22 protein-coding genes are annotated in these 23,532 nt (G+C 65.9%); 18 read left to right on the top strand and 4 right to left on the bottom strand.

Going from position 1 to position 23,532, the window contains the following annotated elements; genetic code table 11:
• Position 1: 1 nt before the first annotated feature.
• The 8 genes from AC5RTE_RS08580 (at position 2) to AC5RTE_RS08545 (ending at position 7,692) form a co-directional block, all read left to right on the top strand.
• On the top strand, positions 2–910 hold the full coding sequence (locus AC5RTE_RS08580) for a biotin--[acetyl-CoA-carboxylase] ligase (RefSeq protein WP_494040967.1): 909 nt from the start codon (positions 2–4) through the stop codon (positions 908–910).
• Positions 903–1,502: a PH domain-containing protein gene (locus AC5RTE_RS08575; protein ID WP_494040966.1), complete on the top strand. Its 600-nt coding sequence runs from the start codon at positions 903–905 to the stop codon at positions 1,500–1,502. Before AC5RTE_RS08580 ends, AC5RTE_RS08575 begins: the two co-directional genes overlap by 8 nt.
• Positions 1,492–2,619 carry an adenylate/guanylate cyclase domain-containing protein gene (locus AC5RTE_RS08570; RefSeq protein WP_494040965.1) on the top strand — a complete coding sequence of 376 codons (1,128 nt, stop codon included), beginning with the start codon at positions 1,492–1,494 and terminating at the stop codon, positions 2,617–2,619. Before AC5RTE_RS08575 ends, AC5RTE_RS08570 begins: the two co-directional genes overlap by 11 nt.
• Before the next feature lie 84 nt (positions 2,620–2,703).
• A complete protein-coding gene (locus AC5RTE_RS08565; protein ID WP_494040964.1) occupies positions 2,704–3,480 on the top strand; it encodes a PP2C family protein-serine/threonine phosphatase in 777 nt (258 codons plus the stop codon).
• A 100-nt stretch (positions 3,481–3,580) separates the two neighbouring features.
• Positions 3,581–5,818 carry an NAD-dependent DNA ligase LigA gene (gene ligA / locus AC5RTE_RS08560; RefSeq protein ID WP_494040963.1) on the top strand — a complete coding sequence of 746 codons (2,238 nt, stop codon included), beginning with the start codon at positions 3,581–3,583 and terminating at the stop codon, positions 5,816–5,818.
• Complete coding sequence (locus AC5RTE_RS08555) at positions 5,815–6,648, top strand: inositol monophosphatase family protein (protein WP_494040962.1); 834 nt, start codon at positions 5,815–5,817, stop codon at positions 6,646–6,648. The genes ligA and AC5RTE_RS08555 overlap by 4 nt, the downstream gene beginning before the upstream one ends.
• Before the next feature lie 110 nt (positions 6,649–6,758).
• Positions 6,759–7,262 carry a GNAT family N-acetyltransferase gene (locus AC5RTE_RS08550; RefSeq protein ID WP_494040961.1) on the top strand — a complete coding sequence of 168 codons (504 nt, stop codon included), beginning with the start codon at positions 6,759–6,761 and terminating at the stop codon, positions 7,260–7,262.
• Positions 7,263–7,308: 46 nt separating this feature from the next.
• Positions 7,309–7,692, top strand: coding sequence for a RidA family protein (locus AC5RTE_RS08545; protein WP_494040960.1), 384 nt, complete (start codon positions 7,309–7,311; stop codon positions 7,690–7,692).
• Between the two features lie 13 nt (positions 7,693–7,705).
• Here AC5RTE_RS08545 and AC5RTE_RS08540 read toward each other — a convergent pair whose 3' ends face one another.
• Both AC5RTE_RS08540 and AC5RTE_RS08535 read right to left on the bottom strand, forming a co-directional pair.
• The gene (locus AC5RTE_RS08540) at positions 7,706–8,371 is read right to left on the bottom strand and encodes a response regulator (protein WP_494040959.1); all 666 of its coding nucleotides are present in this window, start codon (positions 8,369–8,371) and stop codon (positions 7,706–7,708) included.
• A complete protein-coding gene (locus AC5RTE_RS08535) occupies positions 8,364–10,109 on the bottom strand; it encodes a sensor histidine kinase (protein ID WP_494040958.1) in 1,746 nt (581 codons plus the stop codon). The genes AC5RTE_RS08540 and AC5RTE_RS08535 overlap by 8 nt, the downstream gene beginning before the upstream one ends.
• Before the next feature lie 180 nt (positions 10,110–10,289).
• Between AC5RTE_RS08535 and AC5RTE_RS08530 the strand changes: the two genes are divergently transcribed.
• From AC5RTE_RS08530 to gatB, 4 genes are all read left to right on the top strand, one after another.
• Positions 10,290–11,774 (top strand): CitMHS family transporter, encoded by a 1,485-nt coding sequence (locus AC5RTE_RS08530; RefSeq protein WP_494040957.1) that lies wholly within the window; start codon positions 10,290–10,292, stop codon positions 11,772–11,774.
• 149 nt (positions 11,775–11,923) lie between these two features.
• A complete protein-coding gene (gatC, locus tag AC5RTE_RS08525) occupies positions 11,924–12,220 on the top strand; it encodes an Asp-tRNA(Asn)/Glu-tRNA(Gln) amidotransferase subunit GatC (RefSeq protein ID WP_307095783.1) in 297 nt (98 codons plus the stop codon).
• 3 nt (positions 12,221–12,223) lie between these two features.
• Entirely contained in the window at positions 12,224–13,795 is a 1,572-nt protein-coding gene (gatA, locus tag AC5RTE_RS08520) for an Asp-tRNA(Asn)/Glu-tRNA(Gln) amidotransferase subunit GatA (protein ID WP_494040956.1), read from the top strand.
• Positions 13,795–15,303, top strand: coding sequence for an Asp-tRNA(Asn)/Glu-tRNA(Gln) amidotransferase subunit GatB (gene gatB / locus AC5RTE_RS08515; RefSeq protein WP_494040955.1), 1,509 nt, complete (start codon positions 13,795–13,797; stop codon positions 15,301–15,303). The genes gatA and gatB overlap by 1 nt, the downstream gene beginning before the upstream one ends.
• A 112-nt stretch (positions 15,304–15,415) precedes the next feature.
• Here gatB and AC5RTE_RS08510 read toward each other — a convergent pair whose 3' ends face one another.
• Positions 15,416–16,327, bottom strand: coding sequence for a LysR family transcriptional regulator (locus tag AC5RTE_RS08510; protein WP_494040954.1), 912 nt, complete (start codon positions 16,325–16,327; stop codon positions 15,416–15,418).
• Between the two features lie 132 nt (positions 16,328–16,459).
• On the opposite strand from AC5RTE_RS08510, the gene tdh reads away from it, so the two are divergent.
• From tdh to AC5RTE_RS08480, 6 genes are all read left to right on the top strand, one after another.
• A complete protein-coding gene (gene tdh / locus AC5RTE_RS08505) occupies positions 16,460–17,506 on the top strand; it encodes an L-threonine 3-dehydrogenase (RefSeq protein WP_494040953.1) in 1,047 nt (348 codons plus the stop codon).
• Between the two features lie 8 nt (positions 17,507–17,514).
• A complete protein-coding gene (locus AC5RTE_RS08500) occupies positions 17,515–18,711 on the top strand; it encodes a glycine C-acetyltransferase (protein ID WP_494040952.1) in 1,197 nt (398 codons plus the stop codon).
• Between the two features lie 39 nt (positions 18,712–18,750).
• Positions 18,751–19,875, top strand: coding sequence for an NAD(P)/FAD-dependent oxidoreductase (locus tag AC5RTE_RS08495; RefSeq protein WP_494040951.1), 1,125 nt, complete (start codon positions 18,751–18,753; stop codon positions 19,873–19,875).
• Between the two features lie 11 nt (positions 19,876–19,886).
• Entirely contained in the window at positions 19,887–21,098 is a 1,212-nt protein-coding gene (gene hutI, locus AC5RTE_RS08490) for an imidazolonepropionase (protein WP_494040950.1), read from the top strand.
• Positions 21,099–21,194: 96 nt separating this feature from the next.
• On the top strand, positions 21,195–21,983 hold the full coding sequence (locus AC5RTE_RS08485; protein ID WP_494040949.1) for a DeoR/GlpR family DNA-binding transcription regulator: 789 nt from the start codon (positions 21,195–21,197) through the stop codon (positions 21,981–21,983).
• Positions 21,984–22,054: 71 nt separating this feature from the next.
• Positions 22,055–22,831 (top strand): CPBP family intramembrane glutamic endopeptidase, encoded by a 777-nt coding sequence (locus tag AC5RTE_RS08480; RefSeq protein WP_494040948.1) that lies wholly within the window; start codon positions 22,055–22,057, stop codon positions 22,829–22,831.
• Positions 22,832–22,851: 20 nt separating this feature from the next.
• On the opposite strand, the gene AC5RTE_RS08475 is transcribed toward AC5RTE_RS08480, so the two are convergent.
• Positions 22,852–23,436, bottom strand: a complete 585-nt coding sequence (locus AC5RTE_RS08475; protein WP_494040947.1) for an HNH endonuclease signature motif containing protein — start codon at positions 23,434–23,436, stop codon at positions 22,852–22,854.
• Positions 23,437–23,532 lie beyond the last annotated feature (96 nt).

Below are 23,532 nucleotides of genomic sequence, written 5' to 3'. Positions count from 1 at the left end.
TATGGATGACGCACATACCCCCGGTACGCCCTTGAACCGGGGGGACCTGGCGGACTCGAACTTTCTGTCCGCCGCCGGCATCCCGCGGCTGGAAGTGGTGGACTCCACCGGATCCACCAATGCCGACCTCCTTCGGTCCGTCGCGGTGGACCCCCGTGCCTGGCCCGATCTGTCCGTGCTCACTGCCGAGTACCAGACAGCCGCGCGCGGGCGGCTGGACCGGCACTGGGAAGCTCCGCCGCTGAGTTCGATCTCGGTCTCGGTGGTCCTGCGTCCGGCCAACGCTGAAGGCCGCCCGCTGCCCACGCAAAGCTATTCCTGGTTGTCCCTGATTGCCGCGCTTGCCCTGAGGGAAACCCTGCTCGAAACCGCAGGAATACCGGCCGAGCTGAAATGGCCCAACGACGTCCTGGTGCGTGGAAAGAAAATTGCGGGCATCCTGGCCCAGCTGGGCCCCATGTCAGACGGCTCCGTGCCGCCTGTCATTGTGGGAACCGGCCTGAACGTTACCCTTGGGGCCGCGGAGCTGCCTGTCCCCACTGCCACCTCGGTGGTGCTCGAGGACGCCAGGACGGCGGACCGCACCTTGCTCCTCAAGAGCTATCTTTTGAAGTTTTCCGTGCTGTACCGCAGCTTCTGCAATGCCGACGGCGACCCGGCGGCAGGCATGGCAGGCGGGGCGTCGCTGCACAAGCGGGTTGAGGCGGTCATGGTCACCCTGGGCAAGCAGGTGCGGGCACAGCTTCCGGGGGACCACGAGATCATCGGCCACGCGTCCCGCCTTGATGACTACGGGTCGTTGCTGGTGGTGGACCGCGACTCCCGGGAGCACGTGGTTACCGCCGGAGACGTGGTGCACCTGCGTCCGTGGACCGCTCCGGATGCCTCCGGCCAAGGCGGTTATGCGTAAGGACCTTGTTCCGGGGGAGCAGGTGATTGTCACCACCCGTCCGCAGCCGAGGAAGCTTGCCGGTGCGATGGTTGCCTTCATTTTTGCCCCGGCCGTTGCTGCCTATTGCTCCGCCTGGATAATCCGCGGAGAAGCGGGGCGGGCTGTGCCGGCTCTCTCCGGACGCTGGACTCCCTGGCTAGTGACCGGGTGTGTCCTCGCAGCTGCGTCGGTGTGGCTGGGTTACTGCCTGCCCCGGCTGCTGCGCTGGCACGGTACCCGCTATACGCTGACCAGCCGGAGGCTGGTGGCCAGGTCCGGAAGATGGCGGCGGCAGGACCAGCAGGTCAACCTCGCTTCCATCCGTAACCTGACTGTCCATGAGTCGGTCCTGCAACGTCTCTTCCGCTCCGGGAATATATCCTTGGAAACCGGATATCAGGGAGTGGTCACGTTCCCCGACGTGCCCGAAGTCGCCACGTTCCGGGACTTCATCCTCGACGCCATAGGGGACCTGCCGGACGGGTACGATGCCCAACCGGACCGGACAGCGGACTACCCCGCCGGGGCTTTGCCGTGGGAAATGAGAGAAGGTGGACCAAATGAACGATGAGCACCAGCAGGAAAGTATCGAGTCCACCGTGCCGCCCGCTCCGGCCGCCGACGCCCATCCCGCCACCGGCACCATGTCCGCCGAAAGGCTGGCAATGAAGGCCCTGGAGTCCCGGCTGTTGGGTGGGGAACGCAAGCTCCGCCGTCGTGAAGTGGCCGCCGGCGCAGGCCTCTCCCTGCTCTCCGCGCGCAAACTTTGGCGTGCCCTCGGGTTCCCGAACTTTGGTGACGAGGACGTGGCCTTCACCGAGCGCGACCAGGCAGCCCTCTCCACCGTGGTGGACCTCGTGAGGTCCGGAAAGCTGACGGAGGAAGCCGCCATCTCCGTCACCCGCTCCATCGGCCAGATGACTGACCGCATGGTGGTCTGGCAGATCGAAGCCCTCGTGGAGGACATGGTCCACGAACAGGGCGTCACCGATGCCGTTGCCCGCAAACGCCTGGTGAACGAACTTCCCGCACTTGTGGATGCGCTGGAGGAAGTACTGGTCTACTCCTGGCGCCGCCAGCTCAACGCAGGTGTCCAGCGGCTCGCGGTCCGTGCCGAAGCAGGACTGCAGGCCAGTGAAGAAGGCAGGGAAGGCGACGAGGACGACGCCCCGCTGCCCCTGGCGCGCGCCGTCGGCTTCGCCGACCTTGTCTCCTACACCAGCCTGTCCAGGCGTATGAACGAAAAAACGCTGGCGCGGCTGGTCCAGCGGTTCGAAAACAAGTGCGCCGAAATCATCTCCGTTGGCGGCGGCCGCCTGGTCAAAACCGTGGGGGACGAAGTGCTTTACATCGCGGAAACTCCCGCGGCCGGTGCGGAAATCTCCCTGGCGCTGGCCCAGGCCTTCACCGAAGACGAGATCCTGCCTGAAGCGAGGGTGGCGATGGTCTGGGGCAGGATCCTGTCCCGGCTCGGTGATATCTACGGTCCCACCGTGAACCTCGCGGCCCGGCTGACCACCCTGGCCGACCCGGGAACCGTGCTGATTGACTCCATGACGGCATCTGCGCTGGAGCACGATGAACGGTTCGTGATGCTGCCCCAGCCTCCGGAGAACGTGCGCGGCTTTGGCGAAATCCGGCCGGTGCGCCTGACCCGGGGCCTCGGCAAGGGGCTGGTCCTGGACTAGCATCTTTACCGTCGGCATGGGGGCAGGGGATTGCTGCCCGGAATTCATGGTTCCCGTCATCCGAGCCACTAATTTTAGGAGAGCATGAAACAGCAGCCCGCAAGCGTTCCCTCCAGCGTCGCACCGAGGCCAAAGCTTGGCCTTGTCGTGGGCCGCGGGACAGACCGGGGACTCCACAGGGAGCTGAACGAGGATTCCTACATCGCGGCCGATCCGGTTTTCGCTGTGGCTGACGGTATGGGTGGGCATGAGGCCGGCGAGGTTGCCAGCGGCATGTGCGTCCGTGCCCTTGCCGCGATACCCCAGCTTGTAACGGGTGAACGCAGCGTGACAGCTGCGATCCTCCAGCAGTATTTAGTCCAGGCCGACTACTCCATCCGTGAGGCCACCGGTGCACGTGCCGGTACCACGCTGGCGGGGGCGGTTGTGGTCGAGCACCTGGGCATGCCGTACTGGCTGGTGGTGAACATCGGGGATTCCCGCACCTACCGCCTCAGCCAGGGAAAGTTCGAACAGATCAGCGTGGACCACTCTGAGGTCCAGGAGCTTGTGGACGCCGGAGAAATCACGCCTGTGCAGGCAAGGACCCATCCGCGGCGGCACGTGGTCACACGCGCCCTCGGAACCGGCGACGAAACCGAAGCGGATTACTGGTTGCTGCAGGTCAGGGACGGTGACCGCGTTTTGGTCTGTTCCGATGGGCTTACCGGGGAGCTCGCCGACGAAGACATCTACCAGATCGTCAGCAAGGTGCAGCATCCCCAGCGGGCAGCGGATGAGCTGATCAAGGCCGCGCTGCGCAGCGGTGGACGGGACAACATCACGGTCATCGTTGTGGACGCCGTGGAAAGCAAACAATGACGGCGCCATAGGCTGCTCCCGGGGCTGGTCGTTGACGGAGCCCCTGCCCCGGCCGCACATGTGCCAGCGCCCGGCTCCAGCGGTAAGGCAAGATAGGTCTGTGAGCACAGGACCAGGCCCCGCAGAACAGACCGCCACCCGGACCACCGCACCCGCCGAGCCGGAAACCACCCCTTCCGACCCGGTCCGCGAGGAATACGAAAACCTTGTTGACCTGGTCCGGAAGTACAGGTTTGCGTACTACCAGGAAGACACACCCCTGGTCTCCGACGCGGAATTCGACGAACTTTTCCGGCGGCTGGAGGAGATCGAGGCGCTCCATCCGGAGCTTGTGTCCAACGATTCGCCAACCCAGGAAGTCGGCGGCGAAGTTTCGGCGGCGTTCGCCGCCGTGGAGCACCTGCAGCGGATGTACAGCCTCGAGGATGTCTTCTCCCTTGAGGAACTCGAGGCCTGGCTGACAAAAGCATCAGCGGGCATTGCAAAGCTCGGCGACGGAACCCAGCAGCCTGCGTGGCTGACCGAACTCAAAATCGACGGTCTGGCGGTCAACCTGCTGTACCGCGACGGGAAACTCGTGCGCGCAGCCACCCGCGGCGACGGCACCACCGGTGAGGACATCACCCACAATGTCCTCACCATCAAGGAGATCCCGCAGGAGCTCAGCGGCGAAGGGTTTCCGGAAGAAGTGGAAATCCGCGGTGAAGTGTTCATCCCTTCCAAGGCTTTCGCCGAATTCAATGAAGCACTCATCGAAGCCGGAAAGGCGCCCCTGGCCAACCCCCGCAACGCTGCCGCCGGTTCCCTGCGACAGAAGGACCCGGCGGAAACAGCCAAACGCCCCCTCAAGATGTTCGTCCACGGCATCGGCGCCCGCGAAGGGCTCCAGGCGCGCAGCCAGTCCGAGTCCTACGACCTGCTGAAGGACTGGGGATTGCCCGTCAGCCCCTACTCCGAGGTGCTGGGGAGCATGGATGAGGTCCTGGACTTCATCAAGCGGTACGGGGACCAGCGGCACAAGCTGCTCCATGAAATCGACGGCATTGTGGTCAAGGTCGATGACTTCGCCACCCAGCGGGCACTCGGCTACACCACCCGTGTACCGCGCTGGGCAGTGGCCTACAAGTATCCGCCCGAGGAAGTCCACACCAAGCTCCTGGACATCCAGGTCAATGTGGGCCGCACCGGACGGGTCACACCTTTCGGGATGATGGAGCCGGTGAAGGTGGCTGGATCCACGGTGGAAATGGCCACCCTGCACAACCAGGAAGTCGTCAAGGCCAAGGGCGTGAAAATCGGCGACATTGTGGTGCTGCGCAAGGCCGGCGACGTCATCCCCGAAATCGTTGGCCCGGTCCTGGCACTGCGGGACCAGCAGGATCCGCCGGTCCGGGACTTTGTGATGCCCGCCGAGTGCCCCTCCTGCGGCACGCCCCTTGCCCCGGCCAAGGAGGGCGATGTGGACATCCGTTGCCCCAACGCGAAATCCTGCCCGTCCCAGCTGCGCGAACGGGTGTTCCACCTGGCAGGCCGCGGCGCGTTCGACATCGAAGCGCTCGGGTGGGAAGCAGCCATTGCCCTCACCCAGCCAGCGGAACCCGACGTGCCGCCGCTCACCACCGAGGCTGCCCTGTTCGATCTCACGCCGGAACTGCTGTCAGAGGTCAAGATCCGTCGTGAAAAACGCACGAAGGGTGTGGCTACCGGGGAATTCGAACTGGTGCCGTACTTCTACAGCAAGGGCACCGCGAAGTCGCCCTCGAAACCCACCGCCACCACTGAAAAACTGTTCCGCGAACTGGAGAAGGCCAAAACCCAGCCGCTGTGGCGGGTGCTGGTGGCACTGTCCATCCGGCACGTCGGACCACGGGCTTCCCGCGCCCTGGCCACGGCCTTCGGCACCATGGATGCCATCCGGAAGGCCTCGGAGGATGAACTGGCCCACGTGGACGGGGTGGGACCCACCATCGCCGCTGCATTGAAGGAATGGTTCGCCGAAGACTGGCACGTGGAGATCGTGGACAGGTGGGCTGCTGCGGGAGTCAGGATGGAGGACGAGCGGGACGAGTCCATGCCGCGGACCCTTGAGGGGCTCACCGTGGTGGTCACGGGTTCGCTGCCGAACTTCAGCCGCGACGAGGCCAAGGAGGCCATCCTCCTGCGGGGCGGCAAGGCTTCCGGCTCAGTCTCGAAAAACACCAGCTTCGTGGTGGCAGGCGAGAACGCCGGAACCAAGCTGGACAAGGCCGAGCAGCTGGGAATTCCCGTGCTGGATGAGGACGGTTTCCGCAGACTTCTGGCCGAGGGCCCCCCGGCGCCGGCGGAGGTATCGGCGTGAGCAGCGACGACAGGACCAGCGAAGTGTCTGTTGAGGAATTGCTGGAGGTGGCCAGGGAAGCAGCTGCGGCCGGGGCGAAGGTGCTCTCCGGCCGGAGTGCCGAGGGACTTCAGGCCAGCAACAAGGGCGACGCCGGCGATTGGGTCACGGCGTTCGACGTCGCCGCGGAGCACGCGGTCCGCGACGTCATCGCAGCAGCGCGGCCCGGTGACACCATCACCGGGGAGGAACACGGAACCACCAGGCCGGAACAGCCCACCGGCTACCGGTGGTCCATCGACCCGCTGGACGGCACCACCAACTTCATCCGCAACATCGTCTACTACGGCACCTCCGTGGCAGTGGCAGATGCCGGCGGCGCGTGGCTGGCCGGCGTCGTCAACGCCCCTGCACTGGGCCGCGTCTACTACGCCGCCCGCGGCCAGGGCGCGTGGCTGGAGGAGAACGGAACCCTGACCCGGCTTGAAGGGCCAGTGCCGGGACGCAAGGGGCAGATCCTTGCCACCGGATTCAACTACGATCCCCGGGTCCGCTCGGAGCAGGCCGCCCAGTTCGCCGAACTGCTCAAGGACTTCGCGGATGTCCGCCGGCTCGGCTCCGCTGCGCTGGACCTGTGCCTGGTGGCGGACGGCACCCATGACGCCTTCGGCGAGCGCGGGCTGAACGAGCACGACTTCTCGGCCGGGGCTTTGATTGCGGAGGAAGCCGGCTGCTGGGTCCGCCGGCCCCGGCTCACCAGCCCGCTCGACGGCGGCCCGACGGACCAGGAACGGCTGGATGCCTGGACCTGCGCAGCGTCCCTGGAACTGTCCGGCAAGTTCCCGCTCTAACCCGGGCTCCTGGCCTCGTGCCGGCCAACTGCCCAAGGAGGACTGATAGTTCAGTCACGGAAACCCCGGTTTTGCGCGCTGCTACCGGCTGGTAGCACTACCATTGACGGGTGCATTCCCAGATAACAGTCCGTCCAGTCGTCGAATCCGATTTCGACGACGTTGCCCGCATCACCAGGGACTCCTACCTTGCTGCCGGGTACTTTGACGACGCCGACCATCCCTATATGCGCAAGATCCAGGACGTGGCACTGCGGGCGGGAGAGGCCACCGTCTGGGTAGCCGAGCGGGCAGGACAGGTGATCGGGTCGGTGACGCTGGCCCGGGCAGGGGAGCCCTACGCAGACATCGCCCTCAACGATGAGCTGGAGTTCCGCATGCTGGTGGTGGACCCGGCCATGCAGCGCAGCGGCGCCGGCAAAGCGATGATGGCGGCCATCCTTCAGCACGCCAAGGCCCTGGACGGAGTCAGCGCAGTGTCGCTGACTACCGGAAGCACCTGGGTTAGCGCGCGCGGGCTGTACAACAAGACCGGCTTCGCCAGGGTTCCGGAGAGGGACTGGCTGGTGCCCGGAACGGACATAAAACTGCTGGTTTACCGGCTGGACCTGTAGCCGCCCTAAAGTGGTGCCGACCCAATCCAGCATTGAAAGGCCCACCATGCGCAAAACCTTCGGCACCGGCTCCGTCTGGGAACAGACCCTCGGCTACTCCCGGGCCGTCCAGGTGGACAACACCCTCTACATTTCCGCCACCGCCGCGAGCGGCGAGGACGGCATGGTCGGTAACGACTTTTACACCCAGACGCAGTTCATCCTTCAAAAGCTCGGCAAAGTCCTCGCGGACGCCGGCTTCAGCTTTGAGGACGTGGTCCAGTCCAAGCTGTACCTGACGGACATCAGCAAATGGGAAGAAGCCGGCCGCGCCCACGGCGAGGTGTTCGGCGAGATCCGGCCCACCCTGTCACTGGTGCACGTCCTGCCCTTCCTGGATCCGGAGATGCTGGTCGAAATCGAGCTCGTGGCCCGGAAAAGCGCCAGCTAGCGGCCCGACCGGATTACCGGCCCGCCGGCAGGCCGTAGCGGTGCTCCGGCCTGCCGGTGGTTCCGTAGCGCAGCTGGATGTCCACGGCGCCGTCGTCGGCCAGCGAGGAAAGGTACCGCTGCGCGGTGGCGCGCGAAACACCCACCCGGCCCGCCACCTCGGCGGCGGAATACTGTTCGCCGGGAACCAGTGACTCCAGCACTGCTGCCTCCGTGGCCGAGCGGGGCTTCGACGACGGCGTGACATCGCCGGGGATCAGCGCCCGCTTGGCGCGCTCCACGCTGTCCTGGTCCAGCGCGCCAGGCTGGGACAACAGGCGCCGGTACCGGGCGTAGGACCGGAGCTGCTGCGAAAGCGACTCGGCGGTAAACGGCTTCAGCAGGTAGCCCAGGGCGCCGCGGCGGAAAGCAACACGGATGGACGCGGCGTCGGAGGCGGCGCTGAGGATCACGGTGTCCACATCCAGTTGCTGCAGCAGGTCAAGCCCGGAGGCGTCCGGCAGGTAAACGTCCAGCAACACCAGATCCGGCCGAAGGCTGTGGATGGCCTGCAGCGCGAGCGATGCCGACCCCACCGGCGCCAGAGCCAAAAAGCCCGCCACCGAATCCACATAGGCGGCGTGCAGCTTCGCTACGTGGAAGTCGTCGTCGACGATCAGCACCCGAAAGTCCTCAGGCATCCTTTTCCTCTCCACCTGTATCCCTTAGCCCTGCGTCCTTCAGCCCTGCTCCCGAACTCCCGGAGTTCCTGGTGCCCGCGGTGGTGCCGGGAAGCGTGGCCATAAAGACGGCACCCGGGCCGCCGCGTGTTCCGGGGTCCAGCAACGTCACGTCACCGCCGCGGCGCCTGGCCAGCTGGCGAGCAAGCGCAAGCCCAAAGCCCTGGCCGCCACCGGCGCGGACAGGACCGGACGCGGTGGTGAAACCTTCGGCGAAAACAGCCTCGGCGTCCGCTCCCTCGGCCAGCCCGTCACCTGAATCAGCCACCACCACATGGAGCGTGCCGCCGTCGTTGTCCGGCTCATCCATCACTTCCACTTCAACCCAGCGGTCAGGAGCCGAACCGGCCACCGCGGCGTTCACTGCATTGTCGATCAGGTTTCCCAGCACGGTGGTGACGTCCTGGGCATCGGTCACCTGCCCGCGGACCAGGGTCTCCGGCCCGATGCGGAGGGCGACGCCCCGCTCGTCGGCCTCCACGCCCTTGGCTCCCACAAACGCCTGGAGATAAGGGTCCTGAAGCAGCTCGGCCTGGTCCACGGGGAACTTCAGCGGTCCCGTCGCGGCCAGCCGGGCAAGGTACTCGCGGGCCTGGTGGTGCTGCCCGATACTCATGAAGCCGGCGATGGTGTGCAGCTGGTTGGCGAACTCATGCCGTTGTGCCCGCAGGGCGGTAGACATGGTCCCCACGGCGTCCAGCTGGCGGGTGAGCTGCTGCAGTTCCGTGCGGTCACGAAGCATTACCACCCAGCCCAGGTCCTCACGCCGGTGAAGTGCCTTGCGCGCATTGGCAACCAGGACCCGGCCCCCGGCCACCAGCTCAACGGCGGGAGCTGAGCCGGGGCGGGTCAGGGACTTCAGCTGATCCGGTACGGGTGCATCCTCCCAGCGGGTTCCGGCCAGGTCGGCCAACCCCAGCAGCCGCTGTGCTGCGGCGTTAAAGACAGTGATCCGTCCGTCGGCCGAAACGCCGACAACGCCGTCGTCCACGCCCTGCAGGACCGCCACCTGGTCGTGGACCAGGGTACTGATCTCCTCCGGCTCCAGGCCCAGCGTGAGGCGCTGGAGGCGGCGGCGCAGCAGGAAGGACCCCAGGACGCCGGCGAGCAGTGCGCACGCGGCCGTCAGGGCAACGGGACCGGTGTCGCGTGCCACGCTCTGGCCTACGGTCTCCATGGAATAGCCCACGCTGACCTCGCCCACCACGGTGGTGCTGCCCGGGGCGTAGACGGGGACCTTGGCGCCGGCGGACGGGCCGAGTGTTCCGGTGTTCCGGGTGGTGACCTCCTGGCCGGACAAGGCCTCTGACGGATCAGTGCTCACCCTTTCCCCGAGACGCTGTGGATCGGGATGGGCCAGCCGAAGTCCTGTTTCGTCGGTGATGACCACAAACAGGGCGCCGGTCCGGGCCCGTACAGCCTCCGCGGATGCCATCAGCGGCCCGGCGGCGAGTTCGGCGGGCGGGGGAGTACCGGCCTGCTGGCTGATGGCCAGGACATCCGCCCGCACGGAGGGGTCGGAGGCTACGGTCCGGGCGAGGGTGAGCGCCTGGTTCTCCGCCTCGCGGCCCACCCTGTCGTACGTCAGCCAGGCGTGCACGGCGGCGCTGAGCAGAACCACCAGAAGTACCACTGCCAGTTGCAGCAGAAGCGTCTGGGTGGAGAACCGCAGCGGCGCACGGGAGCTGGAACGCGGCACGGTCCTCCTTGATCCGGATGGGCGGGCACTCATCGGGGCGATGAGCAAAATGAGCAAAATGCTCGCAACAAGCAGTATGCCAATCAATTGAACCAAAGGCACGGCCGTGACGGCGGCCACCCTACAGTCTGTAGCACGCGTCACACCGCTGTGCCGCTGTTCACAAAGAAGGAGCCGGCCGTGCTGGTAATACTTGGATTCGCAATGATCGCGGTATTCATGGTGCTGATCATGACGAAGAAGTTGACGCCAGTGCTGGCGTTGATCATCGTCCCCACAGTTTTTGGTCTTTTTGCCGGTGCCGGCCTTGGCATCGGCGACATGGTGATGGACTCCATGAAGGCCATGACCTCCACAGCAGCCCTGCTGATGTTCGCGATCATCTACTTCGGACTGATGATCGACGTGGGGCTTTTTGACCCGCTGGTCCGGTTCATCCTCCGCAAGCTGGGCAACGACCCCGCCAAGGTGGTGCTGGGAACCGCCATCCTGGCCGCGGCTGTGTCCCTGGACGGTGACGGCTCCACCACCTTCATCCTCACCACCGCCGCCATGCTGCCGATCTACCTCCGCCTGAAGATGAGCCCCGTGGTCCTCACCTGCGTGGCCGGCCTCGCCAACGGCACCATGAACATCGTTCCGTGGGGCGGTCCCACCGCCCGCGCCGCCAGTGCCCTCAACATCGATGTCAACGACGTCTTTGTGCCCATGCTTCCGTCCCTCCTCGCCGGCATCGCCGTCGTCCTGGCCTTCGCCTGGCTGCTCGGCCTGCAGGAGCGCAACCGCCTCCGCGCCACCCAGCCGGAGATCTGGGGAGCGCCGTCCACCGCAGAGCCCTTCACCGCAGAAGGGTTCGACGGCGGCACCTCCGCCGGCGGCTCCGGAACCGGCCGCAGTGGTTCGGGCCGCGCGGGGAACAACCCCGGCGGAGCAGCCCCCGCCGTCGGCGGTTCATCTGTTGCAGTCCTGGAACGCCCTGAAACCCTCGTCGATGACAGCGATACGGCCATGGCTGACACCGCGCTGGATCCCAACCGCAGCACCCTGCGTCCCAGGCTGCAGTGGTTCAACCTGGGTCTGACCGTTGCCGTCATGGGCATGCTCATTGCCGACCTCGTGCCCCTGCCGTACGTCTTTATGGTGGGTTCCGCCATCGCCCTGCTGGTGAACTTCCCCCACGTCAAAGACCAGGCGGCACAAATCGTTGCCCACGCGCCGTCGGTGGTTGCCGTGGTCAGCATGGTCATGGCCGCCGCTGTCCTGACCGGCGTCCTCACCGGCACCGGCATGGTGGAAGCAATGTCTGCGTGGCTGGTACAGATCATCCCGTCCAGCATGGGCCCGTTCATGGCGATCATCACCGGCGTCCTCAGCATCCCCATGACGTTCTTCATGAGCAATGACGCCTTCTACTTCGGCGTCCTGCCTGTCCTGAGCGAGACGGCAGGCCACTACGGAATCAGCGCCGCTGAAATGGCCCGCGCCTCCATCACCGGCCAGCCGTTCCACATGCAGAGCCCGCTGGTGCCCGCCATCCTGCTCCTGGTCTCGCTGGCCAAGGTGGACCTCGGTGACCACCACAAGAAAGTCCTGTGGCGCAGCGCTGTAGTCTCCCTGGTCATGCTCGGAATCGGCGTGCTGACCGGAGCCATTGGAATCGGTTAGTCTGTAGCTGCCGCGGTCCTGCCCAAGCGGGCTGGAAGCCCCGGCCTGAAGGTGCCCGTCTGACGCCCGCTGGGGGATGTCAGACGGGCATCATCGTTTCCCCACTAGAATGGACCGGAAAATCAATTCAAACTTTGCAGGGGAGATCCATGGCTGCGATCAACCGTGACGACGTCGCGCACCTCGCGCGGCTCGCTCACATTGAGATGAGTGCCCAAGAGCTGGACAGGATGGCCGGAGAACTCGCCGTCATCGTTGATTCGGTCAAGTCCGTGAGCGAAGCCGCCGGTGATGACGTCCCGGCCACGTCCCACCCCATCCCGTTGAACAACGTGTTCCGCGAGGACGTTGTGGGACATACCTTCACAGCGGAGCAGGCGCTTTCCGGCGCACCGGATTCCGATGACAACCGTTTCAAGGTCCCCGCAATCCTGGATGAGGCATAAAGCATGACTGACACCAACGAACTCATCCGCCTCTCCGCGTCCACGCTGGCCGAAAAGCTTGCTGCCGGCGAGGTCACTTCCGTGGAAGTCACCCAGGCATACCTGGACCGGATCGCTGCAGTTGACGGCGGCGAACGGGGCGTCAACGCGTTCCTGCACGTCAACGCCGCGGAAGCGCTCGCCGTCGCGGCAGAGGTGGACGCGATCCGCGCCGCCGGCGGCGCCGAAGCCGACGCCCTGCATGTCCTCGCCGGCGTCCCCATCGCCGTCAAGGACCTCATCGTCACGGTAGGCCAGCCCACCACGGCCGGCTCCAAAATCCTTGAGGGCTGGCACAGCCCCTACGACGCCACAGTCGTGGAGCGCCTGCGCGCGGCCAGGATGCCCATCCTGGGCAAAACCAACCTGGACGAGTTCGCGATGGGCTCCTCCACGGAGCACTCCGCCTACGGGCCCACCCGCAACCCCTGGGACCTGGACCGGATCCCGGGCGGTTCCGGCGGCGGGTCCGCAGCCGCCGTCGCGGCCTTCGAGGCGCCCCTCGCGCTGGGAACCGACACCGGCGGGTCCATCCGCCAACCCGGTGCGGTCACCGGAACCGTGGGCGTGAAGCCCACCTACGGCAGCGTGTCCCGCTACGGCGCCATCGCCATGGCATCGTCGCTGGACCAGATCGGCCCCGTTTCGCGGACCGTCCTGGACTCAGCCCTCCTGCACGAGGTCATCGGCGGGCATGATCCGCGCGATTCCACCTCCCTGCCGGACCCGCTGGCTGACCTCGTGGCCGCCGCGAAAACCGGCAACGTCGAGGGCATGCGGATCGGCATCATCAAGGAACTGCACGGCGAGGGCTACCAGGCCGGCGTCGAAAACCGCTTCCACGACTCCCTGGAACTCCTCAAGGACGCCGGCGCCGAAATCGTCGAGGTGTCCTGCCCCAACTTCCAGTACGCCCTGGGCGCCTACTACCTGATCATGCCCTCTGAAGCGTCCTCCAACCTGGCCAAGTTCGACGGCGTCCGGTACGGGCTGCGTGTCCTCCCCGAGGACGGTCCCATGACCATCGAACGCGTGATGGGTGCCACCCGCGCCGCCGGCTTCGGCGACGAAGTCAAGCGCCGCATCATCCTGGGCACCTACGCGCTGTCCGCCGGCTACTACGACGCCTACTACGGCTCTGCTCAGAAGGTCCGCACCCTGGTGCAGCGCGACTTCGACGCCGCCTTCACCGTGGCCGACGTCCTGATTTCGCCCACCGCCCCCACCACCGCTTTCCGCCTCGGCGAGAAACTGGACGATCCACTGGCCATGTACCTCAACGACGTCGCCACCATTCCGGCGAACCTCGCCGGGGTTCCGGGCCTGTCGCTTCCCGGCGGCCTTGCCGACGAGGACGGGCTCCCCGTTGGCATCCAGCTGCTGGCCCCGGCCCGGGAGGACGCCCGCCTGTACCGCGTGGGCGCCGTGCTGGAGTCGCTGCTGGAGGCCAGGTGGGGCGGCCCGCTGCTGGCCCAGGCCCCGGAACTTTCCCCACGTCCCGTGGCCGTGCTCGTCGAAGCCAAGGAGGCAAACTAATGAACACCGACGCAATCCTGAGCTTCGAAGAGGCCATGGAGAAGTACGATCCCGTCCTGGGGTTCGAGGTCCACGTGGAGCTCAACACCAAGACCAAAATGTTCTCCTCCGCTCCCAACGTCTTCGGCGACGAGCCCAACACCAACGTCAACGAGGTGGACCTCGGCATGCCCGGCGTCCTGCCGGTAGTGAACAAGGCCGCGATCGAGTCCTCGATCAAGATCGGCCTTGCGCTCAACTGCAAGATCGCCGAGTCCTGCCGCTTCGCCCGGAAGAACTACTTCTACCCGGACACCCCCAAGAACTTTCAGACCTCCCAGTACGACGAACCCATCGCCTATGACGGCTACCTGGACATCGAACTCTCCGACGGCACCGTGTTCCGCGTGGAGATCGAGCGTGCCCACATGGAGGAGGACGCCGGAAAGCTCACCCACATGGGTGGTGCCACCGGCCGCATCCAGGGCGCCGACTTCTCCCTGGTGGACTACAACCGTGCCGGTGTTCCCCTGGTCGAAATCGTCACCAAGCCGATCGAAGGCGCCGGTTCCCGCGCGCCCGAGCTCGCCAAGGCCTACGTGGCAGCGGTCCGTGAAATCGTGAAGAACCTCGGTGTGTCCGACGCGAAGATGGAACGCGGCAACGTCCGCTGCGACGCCAACGTCTCGCTCCGCCCGCACGGCCGGGAACGGTTCGGCATCCGCTCGGAAACCAAGAACGTGAACTCGCTGCGCGCCGTCGAACACGCCGTCCGCTACGAGATCCAGCGCCATGCCGCCGTCCTCGATGCCGGCGAGCCGGTCGTTCAGGAGACCCGCCACTGGCACGAGGACACCCGCACCACCACGTCCGGCCGCGCCAAGTCCGACGCCGACGACTACCGCTACTTCCCGGAACCGGACCTGGTTCCTGTTGTTCCCTCACGCGAGTGGGTCGAAGAGCTCCGTGCCACGCTGCCCGAGCCGCCGGCCGCCCGCCGCAAGCGGCTGCAGGCCGACTGGGGCTACTCGGACCTCGAATTCCGCGATGTGGTGAACGCCGGCGTGATGGACGAGATCGAGGAAACAATTGCCGCAGGTGCTTCCGCTTCCGTTGCCCGCAAATGGTGGATGGGCGAAATCGTGGGCCGCGCCAAGAACGCCGACGTCGACCCCGGCCAGTTGGGAGTCCAGCCCGCCACCATCGTGGAGCTCGCCCGCATGGTGGAAGAGGGCAAGATCAACAACAAGATGGCCTCGGAGGTGCTGGACGGCGTGCTCGCCGGTGAAGGCGCCCCCGCAGAAATTGTCGAAAAGCGCGGCCTGGCCGTGGTTTCCGACGACGGCCCGCTGCTCGAAGCCATCGACGCCGCGCTGGCTGCACAGCCTGACGTGGCGGACAAGATCCGCGGCGGCAAGGTGCAGGCCATCGGCGCCATCGTAGGTGGAGTCATGAAGGCCACCCGCGGCCAGGCCGACGCCGGCCGGGTCCGCGAACTGATCCTGGAGAAGCTGGGCGTCACCGTCTAAATTCCCCACCCAACTGGGTCGCAGTAAGTGTCGTTTTGAGCGGTCATAACGACATTTGCTGCGACCCAGTTTTGGTTTGATCAGTGCTCACGCCGCCCGGGGGCGGGCAGCGTCAGCCCTGTTCCACCAGGCCGGCCATGATGCCCTGCAGCGCCTCGGAGACGATCGTGACTGAACGGCGCTTCAGGTTCTCGGGCCGTGCCAGAAGGTCGATCCGGCGCCGCGTGCTGATTCCTTCGAGGGGACGCAGCACGATCTGCGCGTTGAGCACCGGCCCGGCGGTGTACCTGGGCAGCAGCCCCACCACTCCGCCGGCAGCCACCAGGGCCGCAACCGTGGAGTAGTCGTTGATCCGGTGGACGATGTTCAGTTCCCGGCTGGAAACGGCGGCGACGGCGGACAGCACATCGGCGGGGGAGTAGCCGGTGTGGCTGGTCACCCAGGCCTCCCCGCCGACGTCGTCCGCTGTCACGGCCGCCTTCCCGGCCAGTGGGTGTCCGGCAGGCAGCGCCACGTCGAGGGGTTCGTGGGCGAGTGGAATCACCGTCACCCGCTCCGCGGGCCACCGGGGACTGTGGTCCATCCGGTGGGCCAGCACCAGGTCGTAGCGGGCAGTGAGGGCAGGAAAATCCTGCTGGGCCACGTCCTCGTCGGAAAGCTCTATGCGCGGTTGTCCCTCCGCGTCCAGCATCCTCGCGAGCGGGGCAAACACGGCCTGGCCCACGCTGTGGAAGCCGGAGAGAGTAACCCTGCCATCCGGCGTGCCGTGGTAGCTTCCGATGGCGCCCTTGGCATCCGCCATGGCGCTGACGACGGCGGCGCCGGCGTCGGCCAGCACCTGGCCCGCCTCGGTCAGGACCAGGTTCCGGCCTTCCTTGCGGGTCAGCGGAACATCCACGGTGCGCTGCAGGAGCGCCAGTTGCTGCGATACCGCTGAAGGCGTCACCATTAGCGTGTCCGCCACGGCCTTGACGCTGCCCAGGGCGCCAAGCTCGCGCAGGATCTCAAGCTGGTGTATCTCCATGTTCCCAGTCTATGCATTAGCTCCAGCTACATCGTTGATTGAGAAAATAGCGGTTGTGCTTAAGCTTCTTCCTCGCTGTAATGAGGAGGGCAGCTCCCGCCGATGACGCAAAGATGAAGAGTTAGGAAGCCGATGAAGGCTTTGTACAAGCCCGGCCCACGGGCCGGCTTCGAACTGGTGGACCGCCCCGAACCGGTGGCCGGCCCCGCGGATGTCAAGATCCGGGTCATGACCACCGGGATCTGCGGCACTGACCTGCACATCCAGTCCTGGGACTCATGGGCGCAGGGGATCATCGAAGCTCCCCTCATCCCCGGCCATGAGTTCTACGGGGAAGTCGTCGGGATCGGTGAGGACGTGCGCGACGTCAAAGTCGGTGACCGGGTCTCCGGGGAGGGCCACGTGGTCTGCGGGATCTGCCGCAACTGCCGTGCCGGCCGGCGGCAGATGTGCATCCACACCGTAAGTGTGGGTGTGCAGCGGGACGGGGCCTTCGCAGAGTACGTCGTAATCCCGGAAACCAACGTCTGGGTCCATCACGATCACTCCGTCACCGCCGAACTCGGTGCAATATTCGACCCCTTCGGCAACGCCGTCCACACCGCTCTCAGCTTCCCGCTGGTGGGTGAGGACGTGCTGATTACCGGCGCCGGCCCCATCGGCTTGATGGCCATCGCGGTCGCACGCCATGCCGGTGCCCGCAAGATTGCCATCACGGACGTGTCGCGGCCCAGGCTGGACCTCGCGCGGCAGCTCGGCGCAGATCTCGCCATCGACGTCTCCACCACGCGTGTCCGGGACGCGCAGCGGAAACTGGGCATGCGCGAAGGCTTCGACATCGGGATGGAAATGTCAGGCCACCCCACCGCCCTGCCGGAAATGATCGACAACATGAACCACGGCGGCCGGATCGCCATGCTCGGCTTGCCCAGCCAGGACATCACCATTGACTGGGGCAAGGTGGTCACCCACATGCTCACGCTCAAAGGCATCTACGGCCGCGAAATGTACGAGACCTGGTACGCCATGAGCGCCATGCTCTCGTCCAATCCCGTGCTGCACGCCGGCATCTCCGCCGTCGTCACTGATACGCTCCCTGCTGCCCAATGGGAAAAGGGCTTCGACCTGGCCCGGAGCGGCGCGGGCGGAAAAGTTGTCCTCGACTGGACCCAACTCTAAGGAACACCATGTACACCTCGATCAAGGACCAGCTGAGCACCGAGCTGCAGGACATCCGCACCGCGGGACTCTTCAAGACCGAACGCAGCATCAACTCGCCCCAGTCAAGCCACATCACCGCCGGCATCATTGGCCGGCAGGGCGCCAACGTGCTGAACTTCTGCGCCAACAACTACCTGGGCCTGGCGGACCACCCCGACATCATTAACGCAGCCAAGGCCGCCATGGACGAACGCGGCTTCGGCATGGCCAGCGTCCGTTTTATTTGCGGCACCCAGGACCTGCACCTGGAACTCGAAGCCCGCGTCTCGCGGTTCCTGGGAACCGAGGACACCATCCTGTTCTCCAGCTGCTTCGACGCCAACGGCGGGGTCTTCGAATCGCTCTTCGGCCCGGAGGACGCCATCATTTCCGATGCCCTGAACCATGCCTCCATCATCGATGGCATCCGACTGTGCAAAGCCCAGCGGTACCGGTACGCGAACCAGGACATGGCGGACCTGGAAGCGAAACTGGTGGAGGCGAAGGACGCCCGCCGCAAGATCATCGTCACCGACGGTGTTTTTTCGATGGACGGGTACCTGGCACCGCTGGAAGCCATCTGCGACCTTGCCGAGAAGCACGACGCCCTGGTGATGGTGGACGACTCACATGCCGTCGGTTTTATGGGCGCCACCGGTGCCGGTACCCCGGAACACGCAGGGGTGTCGCACCGGGTGGACATCTACACCGGCACATTCGGCAAGGCGCTGGGCGGGGCATCCGGCGGCTACGTCTCCGGCCGGCGGGAAGTAGTGGCCATGCTCCGGCAAAAGGCCCGGCCGTACCTCTTCTCGAACTCGCTGGCCCCGGCCATCGTTGCCGCCACCATCAAAGCCCTGGACCTCGTGGAGAACTCGGCGGAGCTGCGGCGCACACTCTTTGACAACGCTGCGCTCTTCCGCCGCCGGATGACCGAGGAAGGCTTTGACCTGCTGCCCGGCGAGCACGCCATTGTCCCGGTGATGTTCGGCGACGCCGTCCTGGCTGCCAAGGTGGCCGACCGGATGCTGCAGCATGGCGTCTTCGTCACCGCCTTCAGTTTCCCCGTGGTGCCGCGCGGGGCCGCCCGGATCCGGGTGCAGCTTTCGGCCGCCCACTCAGCGGACGACGTCGAAACGTGCGTGCGGGCCTTCGTCGCCAGCCGTGCCGAAGTGGGAGCCTGAGCGCAGCCGCCGTCCTCCCAACTCTGCAAGGATGGTGCCATGGCAGCACACTACGACGTCCTGATTGTCGGCGGCGGCATCGCCGGGCTATCCCTTGCCTCGGCCCTGGCCGGCAAATGCAGCGTGGCGCTGGTGGAGGCTGAGCAGGAGCTGGCGTACCACACCTCCTCCCGCTCAGCACGGCAGCTCATCCCCAGCTACGGTCCGCCCGTGGTCCAGGAACTGACGGTCCGGACCCTCGAGCTGATTGCTGCCCGCGACGCTGAGCTGCCCGAACACGTGCTTACACCCCGCGGCTTCATGTTGGTCGGGACCGAGGAAGAGGTGGCTGCCGAAGCCAGCGGCTCCATGCAACCCATCAGCGTGGCCGAAGCACTCGAACTCTGCCCGGCGCTGGTCCCGGATTCGTTTGCCGCCGCCGGCCTCGACACCGGATCCTTCGGCTGCAACGCGCCCCTCCTGCTGGCCGACTACCGGGAGCGTGCCCTCGCGGCCGGGGTGGACATCATCACCGGCGCGAGGGTCCATTCCGCGCAGCGCCTCGGCTCCGGCTGGCAAGTGGGAGCCGGCACGGAGGCACTCGAAGCGGGCGTCCTGGTGAACGCCACCGGCGCCTGGGCCGATGAACTCGCCGTCATCAGCGGGGTGGAGAAGCTCGGGCTGCAGCCGTACCGGCGGACCGCGGCGATTGCCGCCGTCGAACACCCGTTGCCCGAGCGGAGCCCTATGGTGGCGGCAGCGGACAATTCGTTCTACTTCCGCCGCGAGGGTGGCGACGTGCTGATTTCCCCGTCCGAATCAGTGCCCAGCAGGGCCGAAGACGCCAGGCCCCGCCCCGGTGACGTGGAGCGGCTCGCCGCAAGGCTTAATCAACTGACAACGCTCGGCATCACCGGAATCCGCCGTGCCTGGACCGGGTTGCGGACCGAAGCGGCGGACGGTATCCCGGTGGCCGGTTTCGACGCCGAAGCCCCCGGCTTTTACTGGCTTGCAGGCCAGGGCGGCTATGGGTTCCAGACATCGGCCGCGATGGCGGAACTGGCAGCAGGGCAAATACTCGCCGGCCGCGACACAGTCAGCAGCGCCTCGGGCCGAACCGGCGACAGTCCGGCATCCCGGACAGCGCAAGCGCTGGCGGCAACCCGCTGGTCCGTCCGGCGCTGAAGAATGGCACTATGAGTACGCTGATCACCAATATCGCCGAGCTGATGACGCAGGACCTGGAGCACCAGGTCCTGCGGGACGCTGCGGTGGTGATTGAGGGGGAACGGATCTCCTGGATCGGCGCCGCGGCCGACGCACCTGCCGCGGACGACGCCGTCGACGCCGGAGGCCGTGCCATGCTCCCCGGCTGGGTGGACTCCCATACCCACCTGATCTTCGCCGGTGACCGGACGGCGGAGTTCGAGGCGCGGATGGCTGGGGAGTCTTATTCCGCCGGGGGCATCGCCGTCACTATGGACGCCACCCGGTCAACCTCCGACTTCGACCTCACCCGCCTCGCGCTGGCCCGCATTGACGAAGCTGTCGCCCAGGGAACCACCTACATCGAAACGAAAACCGGTTACGGCCTGGACGTTGAACACGAAACCCGGAGTGCGCGCATCGCCTCCACCGTGGCCGACCAGGTCACCTACCTCGGAGCACACCTGGTGCCTGCCGGGCAGGATCCAGACCACTACACGGAACTCGTCTGTGGTCCGATGCTGGCCGCCGTCCGGCCATACGTGCAGTGGGCTGATGTCTACTGTGAAAAGGGCGCTTTCACGGCTGAGCAGTCCCGGCGGGTCCTGCTGGCATGCCGCGAAGCGGGGCTCGGCCTGCGCGTGCACGGCAACCAGCTGGGCGAGGGGCCGGGAGTGCAGCTCGCAGTGGAACTCGGCGCCGCCAGCGTGGACCACGTGAACTACCTTGCGGAGCAGGACGTGGACGCGCTCGCCGGAACCTGGGCCGCCTGGGATGATGCCGCCGGAACCGGACGGCGCGGCACCGTGGCCACCTGCCTGCCGGCCTGCGACCTCTCAACCCGCCAGCCGCTCGCGCCTGCACGGGCCCTGCTGGACGCCGGAGTCCAGGTGGCGCTGGCCTCCAACTGCAACCCGGGCACGTCCTACACCAGCTCCATGGCCTTTTGCGTCACCACGGCAGTGCTGCAGATGGGCCTCAGCGTCCATGAAGCCGTCCGGGCCGCCACCTACGGCGGTGCATTGGCGCTGCACAAGGACGCAGGAATCGATACCGACGGCGAACGCGCGGTGGGTTCGATCGCCGTCGGTCACCGGGCGGACCTTCAGCTGCTCAACGCACCCTCTGCGACGCACCTTGCTTACCGCCCGGGCATGCCACTGACGTACGCTGTATGGCGTGCCGGGAAGCGGGCCAGGTAACCAGCACCAGCAAAATGGCGTTAGATGATCGTAAGTGACCTGTTATGATCAGGAAGCGTCATCGGAGCTGGTGGCGGAGTAGCTGGAGGCCTTTGCATGACCCGCACCGACCGACTGACGGCCATCCTTGATCTCCTTGCCAAAACCGGGCAGGTAGAGGTCGAAGAGATCGTCACCACCCTCAACGTCTCCCCAGCCACTGCCCGGCGCGACCTGGACAGCCTGGCAAAGCGACGGTTGCTGACCAGGACCCGGGGCGGTGCCACCACCGGTGCTCTCGCGTACGACCTGCCGGGCCGGTACAACCGTGACGACCACGCCGAGGCCAAGGAACAGATTGCCCAGGCGGCCTCTGCACTGATTGCTCCAGGGGCGGTGATCGGCTTGTGCGGCGGCACCACCAGCACCGCCCTTGCACAGATCCTGGCCACCCGCGAGGACCTCAACGCGCCTTCCAACCAGCCCACCCTCACGGTAGTAACCAATGCGATCAATATCGCCGGGCAGTTGGCGGTCCGGCCAAACATCAAGGTCATGGTGACCGGCGGAATCCTTAATCCGCGCTCCTATGAACTCGTGGGGCCTTACACGGACATCATTATGCAGAAGGTGGTGCTGGACATCGCCTTTATCGGCGTCAACGGCATCGACCCTGAAGTGGGACCAACCAACACGGGGGAGGGGGAGGCTTCCGTGAACGCACTGCTCGCCAGCAGGGCACGCGTTTCTTATGTGCTGGCTGACTCGTCCAAAGTAGGGGTGCGCGCCTTTGCCACCATGGACGGCTACAACTTCACCCGCCTCATTACGGATTCAGGAATCTCGCCACGGGACAAGGCGGCCTTCGAAGCCAACGGTACGGAAGTGACTGTGGCTGCCGGCTAGTTTCAGCTGTGTGCCAGCCGGACAGTAAGGGCAATCAGCCCGGAACCAGGAACTGCAGGCAAGATGGGTACATGCTGGTTCCCTCCCGCCGTCGTTTGAAGATTGAAGTCTGGATTGTCCTGGGCCTGTCCCTGGGCCAGTCTGCGGTCTACTCGGTGGTGCAGCTGCTGGACAAGATGACACGGGCGCCGCTGGCTGAAGGCACGTCCACGCTCAACCGCTCCCAGAGCAGCCGTGAATACTTTGACCTGACCTACCAACTGCTGGACATCATCTTCGCGCTGGTGCCCGTGCTGCTGGTGATTTACTTCCTCACGGACCAGCGGCAGGCAGCCTCGGGCGACAGCAAAGCGGGTTCGGCTTTCCGCAAGCTCGGATTCAACTTCGAGCGGCCGGGCCGGGACCTGTTCCAGGGGTTGGGACTGGCGGCTCTGATAGGTATCCCGTCCCTTGGCCTTTACGCCGCGGGGAGGGCTCTTGGAATTACTACGGCCATTATTCCCAGTGCGCTCGACGCGTATTGGTGGACAGTGCCGGTGCTGATCCTCTCGGCAGTGCGCCATGCCGTGGTGGAGGAAGTCATCGTGGTGGGCTACCTGTTGAACCGCTTTGGGAAGTTCGGCTGGAGCATACCGCTGTCCATCGCCGTGAGCTCGGTGCTCCGCGGCACCTATCATCTGTACCAGGGCTTTGGCCCCTTCATCGGCAACGTGGTGATGGGCCTCGTTTTCGCGTGGCTGTATACCCGGACGCGCCGCGTCATGCCCCTGGTGATCGCCCATGCCGTGCTGGACATCGTGGCCTTCGTCGGCTTCAGCCTGTTCGGCAAGGCCATAGGACTGGGGTAAAGGCTCAAAATCCGTGAAGGTCAACCGCCGCGCGCGTGCAGGAACCGTTCGATGCAGTCCTCTCCGGGGGAGTGCGCGACGAGGACAAAGTCCACGTGGCCGCGCGTAGCGTCTTCCGGCACGGTCTGAAGTTGGCGTGGCAAGTGTGGTGGTTCCCAGTCGTGGTGTTCGGGTTTGTAGTGCCTGCCGGTGGGTGAGGTCCAGGCCGGTGGTTGGGTGCTGGTGGCCGGGGTGGGTTTCCAGGCGGTGGCGTGTTTGAGGCGGTGGTGCTTGGGGCAGAGCTGGCCGAGGTTGCTGATTCCGGTGGTTCCGCCGTGGTGCCAGGCGGTGAGGTGGTCAGCTTCGTTGTCCAGGGAGTTGTTGCTGCAGCCGGGGAAGGTGCATTTGCCGTCCCGGAGCTGGAGCGCTTTCTTCATGGCTTTGGTGAGGCGGTAGCTGGTCCGGCCGATCTCCAGTGGCGCGCCGTCGCGGGGGTCGACGAGGACCCGGTAGAACGAGTTGGCGCCGTTGGTGACGAGGTCTCTGACCATCGAGGGCGGGATGGGTCCGTAGCCGTCCAGCATGGCGGGTTCGTCGGTGAGGCCGAGCAGGGAGAATACGGGCACGGTGACCAGGACCTGTGGCCGGATCGATGACGATGGCCCACGATGCGTTCCTGTACCTGCATCGGCGTCTGCAGCCGGGCCTGCGTCTGCGCCTGT

The organism is Arthrobacter sp. K41 (assembly GCF_059089645.1).
The sequence above is the reverse complement of the archived record's forward strand: the minus strand, read 5'-3'. Positions and strand labels throughout refer to the sequence as shown.